Below are 11,185 nucleotides of genomic sequence, written 5' to 3'. Positions count from 1 at the left end.
CACCCCAGCCCTCCGGCCGCGCCGACGCCCCGGCCCACCCGAGTGGCTTCGTGGAGGCCGCGAACGGCGCGGCAGCCCCTGCTCGCCGCGCAAGCGCCCAGCCCGACCGCGCCGACGCGCGGCACCCCAGCGGCTTCGCGGAAGCGCCGCAGCCCTCCGGCCGCGCGGACGCCCCGCCCCGGCCGAGCTCTCCGCAGCCCTCGGCGCGTGCCGACGCCCCACCCCGGCCGAGCACGCCGCAGGCCGGCAACGCCGAGGCACCTCGCCCCAGCCCCACCCCTCCGCCCGCCAACCGGCGAGCCACCCCGGCCGACGAAGCGGAATCCGACGCCACCCAGCTCCGCGAGCCGGTCGAGCGGCCCGGTGGTCCGCGGCGCCCGGGGCGGGGGCGGTCGGTGAGCCCCGCGGACCGCCTGACGATGACCGACGAGCTGGAGCCCGTCGGCGATCACACCAAGGTCCGCCGCAAGATCGACAACACCCTGGCGCGCTTCGCGGCCGCCCATGAGGAGCTCGCCGCCGAGGAGGCCAAGCGCCAGGAGCGCCGCGAGCGCTTCATCGCGCGCCCGGTCGCGCTCATCGAGCAGACCCGCACCCGGCTGCAGCGCGTCGTCGCGCCGGTGAAGTCCGACGGGGACGACGAGAAGGCCGCGCCGCAGACCCGCCTGCAGGAAAAGAAACAACGCCGCAGCGACCGGTCGATCCGCATCACCCGCATCGCCTGCGCGGTGCTGGCCGGGCTGATCTTCCTCGCCACCGGCGCGCTGTGGGGCACCAAGACCTGGTTCAACAGCAAGTTCACCGAGATCGCCGCCCTCGACGAGAACTCCTCGGACATCCAGAACGCGGCAGGCCAGACCGGTGACGAGAACTTCCTCATCGTCGGCTCCGACACCCGCGCCGGCGCCACCGCCGAGGAGAACGTCGGCGACGCGGACACCGTCGGCGGCGCCCGCTCGGACACGATCATGCTGGCGCACGTCCCGGCCGACCGGAAGCGCGCGGTGATCGTGTCCTTCCCCCGCGACCTGGAGATCTCCCGGCCCGCCTGCGAACGCTACGACGCGGCCGCGGGCACCTACTCCAGCGAGATCGTCGCCGCGGCCACCAAGGTCAAGCTGAACACCGCCTACGCGGTCGGCGGCCCCAAGTGCCTCACCAAGTGGGTCCAGCAGCTCACCGGGCTGCGCGTCAACCACTTCGTCGGCATCGACTTCGGCGGCTTCAAGGAGATGGTCGACGCGGTGCACGGCGTGACCGTGCACGTCGACAGCCCGATCCGGGACACCACCCTCGGGATGGTGATCGCCGAGACCGGCGACGTGACGATCTCCGGCGACCAGGCGCTCAGCTTCGTCCGCGCCCGCCACGTGGTCGGCGACCCCACCTCGGACTACGGCCGCATCAAGCGGCAGCAGCAGTTCCTCACCGCGCTGCTGCAGAAGGCGATGTCGCAGGGCGTCATCACCGACCCGACGCAGCTCACGAACTTCGTGACCGCGTTCGCCCGCGCCACCTTCGGCGACAACATCGGCGTCGACCAGATGCTCACGCTGGCCCAGTCGATGAAGGGCCTGGACACCAGCAAGCTGAAGTTCCTCACCGTCCCGACCGTCGGCGAGCCGAACACCCGCGGCAACGAAGTGCTCCTGGAGACCAAGTCCAAGGAGCTGTTCCAGGCCATGATCGACAACACCCCGCTGCCCGGCACCCCCGAGTACGAGGCGGCGAAGGCGGCCGCGAGCGCGACGCAGACCCCGCCGCCCAGCTCGTCGAAGTCGTCGAAGTCGTCGAGTTCGACCTCGTCGGACTCGTGACAACTCGTTAGCGCCGGTTCATTCCGGGTTCACTTCGCGATGCGGCGATTGCCCCGAACGGGTCGTAGAGTGTGGCCATGCGCGAGGCTTACCACGTCGAACTCGAAGACCTGGCCGCGAACCTGGCGGACATGTCGCTCCAGGCCGCCGCGGCCATGAAGAAGGCGACCCAGGCACTGCTCGAAGCGGACCTGTCCCTGGCCGAGCAGGTGATCGGCGACGACCAGAAGATCGACGACGCTCGTGCCGAGAACGAGGAGAAGGCGTACGCGCTCCTGGCGCTGCAGGCGCCGGTCGCGACCGACCTGCGCACCGTGCTGGCCGTGATCCACGCCGCGGAGAGCCTGGAGCGGATGGGCGACCTCGCCCTGCACGTCGCCAAGGCGGCCCGCCGCCGCCACCCGCAGGCCACCCTGCCCGAGCCGGTCCGGAACTACTTTGCCGAGATGGGCGAGCTGGACGTCCGGCTGGCGGAGAAGGTCGCCGACGTCATCAAGAGCCGGGACGTCGAGGCGGCCCGCGCCCTCGAGGAAGAGGACGACCGCGTCGACGAGATCCACCGCCACCTGTTCACGGTGATCATGGACAAGGACTGGGAGCACGGGGTCGCGGCCGCCGTCGACATCACGCTGCTCGGCCGGTTCTACGAGCGGTTCGCCGACCACGCGGTGTCCGTCGGCAAGCGGATGGTGTTCGTGGCGACCGGCAAGATGCCCGGCTACGCCCACGACGAGGACCTCTGACGAACTAGGACGGGCCGCCCTGCAGCCGCTGGTGCAGGGCGGTCATCCGCGCGTCCAGGTCGGCCGCGGTTTCCGCGGCCGCGCGCAGCTCGTCGGCGAAGTCGGCCGGCGCGGTGCCGGCGTACTTGTAGAACAGCTTGTGCTCGACCGCGGCCCAGAAGTCCATGCCGACCGTGCGCATCTGGATCTCCACCTTGACCCGTTCGACCCGGTCGGACAGGAACACCGGGATCCGCACGATCAGGTGCAGGCTGCGGTACCCGTTCGGCTTCGGCTCGGCGATGTAGTCCTTGGTCCGCACGACCTCGACGTCGTCCTGGCGGCCCAGCATCTCGGCGACCAGGTAGACGTCCGGCACGAACGGGCACACCACGCGGATCCCGGCGATGTCCTCGATGTGCTCGCGGATCGCCTCGATGCTCGGCTCCAGGCCCTTGCGGGCCAGCTTGTCGAGGATCGCCTCCGGCGACTTGACGCGGCTCGCCAGGTGCTCGATCGGGTCGTGCTGGTTGGCGAAGTCGAACTCCTCGGACAGGATCCGCAGCTTGGTCATCAGCTCGTCGATGCCGAACTTGTAGACCATGAGTTCCCGCTGGAGCGCTCGAAGCAGCGCAGCTGAGTGGCCGACTTCGTCGAGCACGGTCATGCGACCAGCCTACCGAGGTCGATCAGGGCGCATCCCGCACCGAGCGGGTCGCCCCGATCGAGGCCGCGACGACGCAGCAGATCGCCAGCCACTGCAGCGGGTGCAGCGCCTCCCCGAGCACCAGCAGCCCGGACAGCGCCGCGACGGCCGGTTCGAGGCTCATCAGGATGCCGAACACGCGCGGCGGGATCTTGCGCAGCGCCTCCAGTTCGAGCGAGTACGGGACGACCGACGACAGCAGCGCCACCGCGAGCCCGATCAGCAGCACCCACGGCGACAGCAGGTTCGTGCCGCTCTCGACCACACCGGCAGGCATCGCCGCGACCGCGGCCACGGCCATGCCGAGCGCGAGCCCCTTGCCCTCCTCGGTGCGCTTGCCCAGTGACGCGCTGAGCAGGATGTAGAGCCCCCAGCACGCGCCCGCGATGAGCGCGAACACGATGCCGAGCATCGACAGGTCGCCCCGCGTCTCGGCGAGCAGCACGACGCCGCCCGCCGCCAGCAGCGCCCACAGCACGTCGAGCCAGCGCCGGGACCCGGCCAGGGCGACCGCGAGCGGCCCGAGGAACTCGATGGTGACCGCGATGCCCTGCGGGATGCGCGCCAGCGCCTGGTAGAAGGTCAGGTTCATGGTGCCCAGCACCACGCCGTAGGCGAGGACCACCGGCAGCGCCCGCCGGCCCATGCGCAGCACCGGGCGCCACACGAGCAGCAGCACCACCGCGGCGAAGAACAACCGCAGCGCGACCGTCCCGGCAGGCCCGGCGACCGCGAACAGCTGCTTGGCGAGCGACGCGCCCACCTGCACGCTGACGATCCCGATCAGCACCTGCAGCGGCGGCGGGATGGCGCCGAGCGCCCGCCCGGCAGCCGCGACCGCCCGGGGCTTCGGCAGCCGCCCGCCGACACCGTCCACGTAAACCTGAACCACGTCCCCGACGCTAGCGGCACCCACCGACAGTTCCCACCGGATTCGCCTCACTGCCCGCTTGACCTCCACCAACGTGGAGGTTGCAGGCTCGTGATCACCGAGTCGGTGAGCGAAGAGGGAGCCAGCGGTGCGCGTGGTCCAGGTGGTCGGTTTCGGTGGTCCCGAAGTGCTGGTTCCCGGGGAGGCGCCGGACCCGGTGCCGGGAACGGGCCAGGTCGTGGTCGAGGTGGCGGTCGCGGGCCTGTCGTTCGTCGAGACCCAGATCCGCCGCGGCACCGACCGCTGGCACGAGCGGCCGCGGTTGCCGTACGTGCCCGGCAGCCTGGTCGCCGGTCGGGTGCACGCGGTCGGCGACCAGGTCGACCCGGCCTGGCTGGGCCGCCGGGTCGTGGCAGGCACGGGCGAGGCCGGCGGCTTCGCCGAGCGGGCCGTCGCGGCGGTGGCCGACCTGTTCCCGGTGCCCGACGACCTGGGGCTGCCGGAGGCCACCGCGCTCCACAGCGACGGCAGCACGGCGCTGGGCCTGGTCGAGAACGCCGGGATCGCCGCGGGCGAGTGGGTGCTGGTCGAAGCCGCGGCCGGCGGGGTGGGCAGCCTGCTGGTGCAACTCGCCCGCGCCGCGGGCGCCAGGGTCGTCGGCGCCGCCGGCGGCTCCCGGAAGCTCGAACTGGTCCGGGAGCTCGGCGCGGACGTCGTGGTCGACTACACGCGACCGGGTTGGGCCAAGGAGGTGCTCGACGCGACCGGCGGCGCGGGTGCCGACCTGGTGTTCGACGGCGTCGGCGGTGCGATCGGGCAGGCCGCGTTCGAGGTCACGCGCCGCGGCGGCCGGTTCTCCGTGCACGGTGCCGCGAGCGGCGAGCCCACGTCCGTCGATCCGGACGACGCGCGGGAGCGGGGCGTGACCGTGATCGGCATCGAGCAGCTCTTCGAGTTCCCGCCGAACGTGGCGCGGTGGGCGGGGCAGATGATGTCCCGCGCGGCCGCGGGGCTCGTCCGGCCGGTCATCGGGCAGACGTTCCCGCTGGAACGGGCCGCCGACGCGCACGCCGCGGTCGAGAACCGCACCACCGTGGGCAAGACCCTGCTGGTGCTCTGAAACCGAGCGACCCCCTCGGCGCGGGGCCGAGGGGGTCGCCGGGGAAGGACGATCAGCCGAACCGGCCCGAGATGTAGTCCTCGGTCGCCTTCTCGTTCGGGTTGGAGAAGATCTTCTCCGTGTCGTTGATCTCGACGAGCCGTCCCGGCTGGCCGACGCCGGCCAGGTTGAAGAACGCCGTCTGGTCCGACACCCGCGCCGCCTGCTGCATGTTGTGCGTGACGATCACGATGGTGTAGTCCTTCTTCAGCTCGGCGATCAGGTCCTCGATCGCGAGCGTCGAGATCGGGTCCAGCGCCGAGCACGGCTCGTCCATCAGCAGGACGTCCGGGCGCACGGCGATGGCCCGCGCGATGCAGAGCCGCTGCTGCTGACCACCGGAGAGGCTGCCGCCCGGCTTGTTGAGCCGGTCCTTGACCTCGTTCCACAGGTTCGCGCCACGCAGCGCCCGCTCGGCGATCTCGTCGAGCTTCTTCTTGTTCTTCGTGCCCGCCAGCTTCAGCCCGGCCACCACGTTGTCCCGGATGGACATCGTCGGGAACGGGTTGGGCCGCTGGAACACCATGCCGATCGTGCGGCGGACCTGCACCGGGTCGACCGAGGACGCGTAGATGTCCTCGCCGTCGAGCAGGACCTCACCGTCGACCCGCGCGCCCGGGATGACCTCGTGCATCCGGTTCAGCGTGCGCAGCACGGTCGACTTGCCGCAGCCCGACGGGCCGATGAAGGCCGTGACGTTCCGCGGCGGCACGGACAGCGTGACGCTGTCGACGGCGTGGAACTTGCCGTAGTAGATGTCGAGGTCCTTGACGTCGATTCGCTTGGCCATAGCGGAACGCTCACTTCTTCTTCGGGGCGACCAGGCGGGAGACCACCGTGGCGATCAGGTTGATGAGGGCGATGATGATGACGAGGGTCAGCGCGGCGCCCCAGATCCGGTCGAATCCGACGCTACCCGGTTCCATGGAGTTCGTGGCCCGCTCGGTGTTCATCAGCAGCGGCAACGACGCCTGGTTGTCACCGAACAGGTCCCAGTTGACGTAGGCGGAGTAACCGACGAGCACCAGCAGCGGCGCGGTCTCGCCCATGACGCGGGCCAGCGCCATCATGACACCGCTGATGATGCCGGACAGGGCCGTCGGCAGGACGATCTTCATGATCGTCTTCCACTTCGGCACACCCAGCGCGTAGGAGGCCTCGCGCAGGTCGTCCGGCACGATCCGCAGCATCTCCTCGGCGGAGCGCACGACGACCGGGATCATCAGCAGCACCAGGGCCAGCGACACGGCGAACCCGCTGCGCGGCAGGCCGAACGTGGTGATCCACAGCGCGTAGATGAACAGCGCCGCCACGATCGAGGGGACACCGGAGAGGATGTCCACCATGAACGTGGTGACCTTGGCCAGCCTGCTGTCCCGCCCGTACTCCACCAGGTAGATGGAGACCAGCAGGCCGAGCGGCACCGAGATGACCGCGCACATCAGGCCCTGTTCGAGCGTGCCGATGATGGCGTGCAGGACACCACCGCCGACCTCGTCGGACAGCACCGAGCCGAAGTCCTGGGCCCACCAGTTGCTGTACGGGATGCGCTTGATGCCGTTCGCGATCACCGTGTAGAGCACCCACACCAGCGGGGCGACGGCGATCAGGAACGACAGCCACACCAGCACCGTGGCGAGCGCGTTCTTGGCCTTGCGGCCCGTGCTGACCTGCTGGAACGCCGGCGGCGACGCCAGCTGTTCGGTCTCGGACAGTGTCGAGGTCATCAGTCCGCCTTCCGCTCGCCGATGATCGTCCGGGCCGCGAAGTTCACCGCGAAGGTCAGGACGAACAGCACCAGACCGGCCGCGATGTAGGCGCCGGCCGACGTGGGGTTGTTGAACTCCGCGTAGTTCGCGGCGATCTGCGACGCGAACGTCGCGCCACCGTCGAACACGCTCCAGTCGAAGAAGTGCCCGCGGGGGATGTACAGGATGACGGCCAGCGCGATCGTCTCACCGAGGGCGCGGCCGAGGCCGAGCATCGACGCGCCGACGTAGCCGGCCTTCCCGAACGGCAGCACCGTCGTCCGGATGACCTCCCAGCGGGTGGCGCCGAGCGCGAGCGCGCCCTCGATGTGGGCGGTCGGCGTGCGCTCGAACACCTCGCGGGACAGCGAGGTGATGATCGGCAGCAGCATCACCGCGAGCACCACGCCCGCCGTGAAGATCGTGCCCGAGTAGTTCGGGAACACGTTGCCGGTGCCGAAGATCGGGATGAAGCCCAGGGTCTCGTTCAGCCACTGCGACACCGGCGCCATCTTCGGCGCCAGCACGAGGATGCCCCACAGACCGAAGATGATCGAGGGCACCGCGGCGAGCAGGTCGACGACGTAGGCGAACGGACGCGCCAGCCGGCGCGGGGCGTACTGGGTCAGGAACAACGCGATGCCCAGCGAGATCGGCATCGCGATGATCAGGGCCACCAGCGAGGTGTAGATCGTGACCAGCAGCAGGTCCAGGATGCCGAACCGCAGGTGGGTGGGGTCGCCGGTCTCCCAGATGCGGGAGGTGAGGAAGTTGATCTCGTTCGCGCTCAGTGCCGGAATCGCCTGCACCAGCAGGAAGATCCCGATCAGCGCGATGAGTGCGACGACGAAGATGCCCGCGCCGGTGCTCAGGTTCTTGAAGATGCGGTCACCCGGCCGCACCTTCGCGGTCTTGTTCGGTGAGGCCAGTGAGGGAGTTCGCTCAGTGGCCGGTGGTTGCGCCGTAATCGGGGGCCTCCGGGAGTGGTCTAGACGCAAGCGGACGCCCACCGGTGTCGCCGGTGGGCGTCCGCCTCGCGAGTGACTCGCTCATCAGTTACTCAGTGCAACCCGTTCTGGGGTGGCAGTCGATCGTCAGGAGATCGCGTTGATCGAGGTCAGCACCTTGTCCTGCAGGGACTGCGGGAGCGGCACGAAACCCTTCTCGGCGATCGGCTGCTGGGCGGTGGTGGCAGCCACGGTCAGGAACGCCTTCATCGCCTTGGCGGTGTCGGCGTCGTAGCCCTTCGAGCAGACGATCTCGTAGGTGGTCAGCAGCAGCGGGTACGCGCCCGGGGTGTTGCTGGCGTAGATGGCCTTGAGGTCCATGGCCAGGTCGTTGCTGCCCGGGGTGCGGAAGGTCGCGGCGTCGAGCGCCTTGGCCACGTTCTCCGGGGTCAGCTCGACGGCGCCGGAGCCGCTGTCCAGCTTGGCGGCGCTCAGGCCGTCCTTGACGTAGGACGACTCGATGTAGCCGATGGCGCCGTCGGCGGCGCGGATGCCGGAGGCGACACCGTTGGAGCCCTGGGCGCCGTTGCCGACGCCGCCCTTGAAGGCCTTGCCGGTGCCCTGCGTCCAGGCGCCCTTCGAGGCGGCCTCGAGGTAGGTCTGGAAGTTGTCGGTGGTGCCCGACTCGTCCGACCGCGAGAACACCTGGATCGGCTTGTCCGGCAGGTTGACGCCCGCGTTGAGGGCGGCGATCGCCGGGTCGTTCCACTTGGTGATCTGGCCGTTGAAGATCTTGGCCGTGACCTCGCCGTTCAGCGTGAGCGAGGAGACGCCGTCCAGCTTGTAGGCGATGGCCACCGGGCCGACGACCAGCGGCAGGTTCCAGGCCTCGCCGCCGGCGCAGCGCTCGTTGGCCTTGGTCTGCTCGTCGCCGGTCTTCAGCGGCGAGTCCGAGCCGCCGAAGTCGACCTGCTTCGCGGTGAACTGCTTGACGCCCGAGCCGGAGCCGGTCGCGTTGTAGTTCACGATCTGGCCGGCGCAAGCCTTGGTGTACTGCTGGGCGAAGATGTCCACCGCGGTCTTCTGGGCCGTCGAACCCTCGCCGGTGAGCGGCGACTTGCCACCGCACTCGACGTTCGCGGTCGCGGTCGGCGCGGTCGCCGCACCCGAGAGCTGGGTGTTGCCCGTCGACGCCGGGTCGGTGCCACAGGCCGCGAGCACGAGGGCAGCGCTCGCCGCGATGCCGAGAGCACCCATCGGCCGCATGATCTTCACTTCATGTCCTCCAGCTAGTGATAGCCATTCGTCGCAACCGGACATTAGGCAGCACGGGTGGACGCGCCCCTCTGTACAGGTGAACGCAAAGTGAACAAGGCCGCCAATGTGAGCGGGACTACTTCACCCGACCGGGTGCCGTGTCCGGGCCGTGACCTGCAGGTTCGCGATCCGTGATGAACCATTGGCGGAGGGTTAACGTAACGGAACGGTGATCACCGTTCGTACTGGACGTCGACCTCGTGGCGGGCGAAGCCGAGTCGCGAATAAACGGCGATCGCGGGCGCGTTGTCGCCTTCCACGTACAAGATCACCTGGGGCAGGCCGCGGTCCCGGAGGTACCGCAGGCCGGCCAGCGTCAGGGCCTTGCCCAGCCCGCCGCCCTGCGCGCCCGGGTCGACGCCGACGACGTACACCTCGCCGGTCTCCCGGCCGCCGAACCGGCGCGGGTTGGCCGGGTGCACCTTCGTCCAGTGGAAGCCGAGCAGCTTGCCCGTGCTGTCCTCGGCGAGGAAGAACCCGTCCGCGTCGAACCAGTCCGCCGACTCCTCGGCGCGCAGGTCGTCGACCGTGAGCCTGCCCTGCTCGGGGTGCCAGTCGAAGGCGCGGGCGTTGACCTCGATGACGGCCTGCTCGTCCCGGCTGGGCACGAAGGTGCGCAGCGAGACGCCTTCGGGCAGCCGGGGCTCGGGCCAGTCCGGGTCGACCGGGGTGTGCATGACCAGCAGTTCGCGGGCCCGCGAGAAGCCCGCTCGTTCGGCGAGGGCGGCGGCGCCGGGGTGGTCGCCGTGCGCCCAGATGCGCAGCGGAGCGTCGCCCGCGCGGTCGACGAGCGCGGACAGCACCTCGGTGCCCACACCCTGGCGCCGGTGGTCCGGCCGCACGATCAGCTCGGCCACCTGGCGGCCGAACGCGTCACCGGAGGTGTCCAGGTGCGCGTAGCCGGCGAGCACGCCGTCGGCGCGGGCCAGCAGGTGCGGCCCGGACGCGAACTCGCCCGGCAACGGCTCGCCGGGCGAGATGTCCGGTCGCCCGTCCACCTCGCGGGCGGCGAGCAGCAGCTCACGCACCTCGCGGGTGGTCGTCTCGTCCAGTTCGTCGACCCACACCACAGTCAGCACGGATTCACGCTATCCCTGATCAGGGGGTGGAGAACTCCGTGGACAGCTCGCCGGGCTCGAAGTTGAGCGAAGTCACGCCGGGCTTGGCGCCCGCCTTGGCGGGGCGCTCGAACTTGTAGCCGACGTTGCGCACGGTGCCGATCATCTGCTCGTGCTCGGGGCCGAGCTTGGCGCGCAGGCGCCGGACGTGCACGTCGACGGTTCGGGTGCCACCGAAGAAGTCGTAGCCCCAGACCTCCTGCAGGAGCTGGGCGCGGGTGAACACCCGGCCCGCGTGCTGCGCGAGGTACTTGAGCAGCTCGAACTCCTTGTAGGTGAGTTCGAGGGTGCGGCGGCGCAGCCGCGCGGTGTACGTCGCCTCGTCGATCACCAGGTCGCCGACCCGCAGCTCGGTGTCCACCTGGGTGGCGCCGCCGTCGCGGGTGGTCGCCAGCCGCAGCCGGGCGTCGACCTCGGCCGGGCCGGCGGTGGGGAGCAGGATGTCGTCGGTGCGCCACTCGGCGCTGACCGCGACGAGGCCGCCCTCGCCGATGACCGCGATGATCGGCGTGCTGCCCTCGTCCTCGCCGGTGCCCTTCAGCAGGCGGCAGAGGCTCTTGGCCGACGCGAGATCGGTGCGCGCGTCCAGCAGGATGACGTCCCGGTGGCCGGCGTCGAGCAGCGCGGTGACCTCCGGCGCCCGGACGCGTACCGTGTGCGGCAGCAGGTCGAGAGCTGGGAGGACTGCGGTGGCTTCCGCCTCGGAAGTGAGTACGAGCAGGTCCAGGCTCATCGCCACACCGCCTTCTTGCTAGTCCGTAGCCTTGAGCGCCCCTGGTC

At 70.3% G+C, this 11,185-nt stretch carries 11 protein-coding genes; 3 read left to right on the top strand and 8 right to left on the bottom strand.

What is annotated here, in order from left to right; translation table 11 throughout:
• Together AMY39116_RS0330755 and phoU are read left to right on the top strand one after the other, a co-directional pair.
• On the top strand, positions 1 to 1,817 hold a 1,817-nt coding region (locus AMY39116_RS0330755; RefSeq protein ID WP_369794364.1), incomplete at its 5' end, for an LCP family protein.
• Between the two features lie 77 nt (positions 1,818 to 1,894).
• Positions 1,895 to 2,560 carry a phosphate signaling complex protein PhoU gene (gene phoU / locus AMY39116_RS0330750; protein WP_020421447.1) on the top strand — a complete coding sequence of 222 codons (666 nt, stop codon included), beginning with the start codon at positions 1,895 to 1,897 and terminating at the stop codon, positions 2,558 to 2,560.
• A gap of 4 nt (positions 2,561 to 2,564) precedes the next feature.
• Here the strand turns inward: phoU and AMY39116_RS0330745 are convergent, their stop codons facing one another.
• Positions 2,565 to 3,206 carry a GTP pyrophosphokinase family protein gene (locus AMY39116_RS0330745; protein ID WP_020421446.1) on the bottom strand — a complete coding sequence of 214 codons (642 nt, stop codon included), beginning with the start codon at positions 3,204 to 3,206 and terminating at the stop codon, positions 2,565 to 2,567.
• A 22-nt stretch (positions 3,207 to 3,228) separates the two neighbouring features.
• Positions 3,229 to 4,122, bottom strand: coding sequence for a DMT family transporter (locus tag AMY39116_RS0330740; protein WP_020421445.1), 894 nt, complete (start codon positions 4,120 to 4,122; stop codon positions 3,229 to 3,231).
• 142 nt (positions 4,123 to 4,264) lie between these two features.
• Here AMY39116_RS0330740 and AMY39116_RS0330735 point away from each other — a divergent pair, with 142 nt between their 5' ends.
• Positions 4,265 to 5,236, top strand: a complete 972-nt coding sequence (locus AMY39116_RS0330735; RefSeq protein WP_020421444.1) for a zinc-binding dehydrogenase — start codon at positions 4,265 to 4,267, stop codon at positions 5,234 to 5,236.
• A 52-nt stretch (positions 5,237 to 5,288) separates the two neighbouring features.
• On the opposite strand, the gene pstB is transcribed toward AMY39116_RS0330735, so the two are convergent.
• From pstB to AMY39116_RS0330705, 6 genes are all read right to left on the bottom strand, one after another.
• The gene (gene pstB, locus AMY39116_RS0330730; protein ID WP_020421443.1) at positions 5,289 to 6,065 is read right to left on the bottom strand and encodes a phosphate ABC transporter ATP-binding protein PstB; all 777 of its coding nucleotides are present in this window, start codon (positions 6,063 to 6,065) and stop codon (positions 5,289 to 5,291) included.
• Between the two features lie 10 nt (positions 6,066 to 6,075).
• Positions 6,076 to 7,002: a phosphate ABC transporter permease PstA gene (gene pstA / locus AMY39116_RS0330725; RefSeq protein ID WP_020421442.1), complete on the bottom strand. Its 927-nt coding sequence runs from the start codon at positions 7,000 to 7,002 to the stop codon at positions 6,076 to 6,078.
• Positions 7,002 to 7,925 carry a phosphate ABC transporter permease subunit PstC gene (gene pstC / locus AMY39116_RS0330720; RefSeq protein ID WP_020421441.1) on the bottom strand — a complete coding sequence of 308 codons (924 nt, stop codon included), beginning with the start codon at positions 7,923 to 7,925 and terminating at the stop codon, positions 7,002 to 7,004. Before pstC ends, pstA begins: the two co-directional genes overlap by 1 nt.
• A 192-nt stretch (positions 7,926 to 8,117) precedes the next feature.
• On the bottom strand, positions 8,118 to 9,245 hold the full coding sequence (gene pstS / locus AMY39116_RS0330715; RefSeq protein WP_020421440.1) for a phosphate ABC transporter substrate-binding protein PstS: 1,128 nt from the start codon (positions 9,243 to 9,245) through the stop codon (positions 8,118 to 8,120).
• Positions 9,246 to 9,460: 215 nt separating this feature from the next.
• Positions 9,461 to 10,366, bottom strand: a complete 906-nt coding sequence (gene mshD / locus AMY39116_RS0330710; RefSeq protein WP_020421439.1) for a mycothiol synthase — start codon at positions 10,364 to 10,366, stop codon at positions 9,461 to 9,463.
• Positions 10,367 to 10,385: 19 nt separating this feature from the next.
• Positions 10,386 to 11,138 carry a response regulator transcription factor gene (locus AMY39116_RS0330705; protein ID WP_020421438.1) on the bottom strand — a complete coding sequence of 251 codons (753 nt, stop codon included), beginning with the start codon at positions 11,136 to 11,138 and terminating at the stop codon, positions 10,386 to 10,388.
• Positions 11,139 to 11,185: the final 47 nt, after the last annotated feature.

It is taken from the genome of Amycolatopsis sp. ATCC 39116 (assembly GCF_000231075.2).
Taxonomy (GTDB): Bacteria; Actinomycetota; Actinomycetes; order Mycobacteriales; family Pseudonocardiaceae; genus Amycolatopsis_E; species Amycolatopsis_E tucumanensis.
The sequence above is the reverse complement of the archived record's forward strand: the minus strand, read 5'-3'. Positions and strand labels throughout refer to the sequence as shown.

Excerpts from the sequence above, each read along its gene's own strand:
- AMY39116_RS0330705 (WP_020421438.1), bottom strand. The coding sequence starts at position 11,138 with ATGAGCCTGGACCTGCTCGTACTCACTTCCGAGGCGGAAGCCACCGCA.
- pstA (WP_020421442.1), bottom strand. The coding sequence starts at position 7,002 with ATGACCTCGACACTGTCCGAGACCGAACAGCTGGCGTCGCCGCCGGCG.
- pstB (WP_020421443.1), bottom strand. The coding sequence starts at position 6,065 with ATGGCCAAGCGAATCGACGTCAAGGACCTCGACATCTACTACGGCAAG.
- AMY39116_RS0330745 (WP_020421446.1), bottom strand. The coding sequence starts at position 3,206 with ATGACCGTGCTCGACGAAGTCGGCCACTCAGCTGCGCTGCTTCGAGCG.
- phoU (WP_020421447.1), top strand. The coding sequence starts at position 1,895 with ATGCGCGAGGCTTACCACGTCGAACTCGAAGACCTGGCCGCGAACCTG.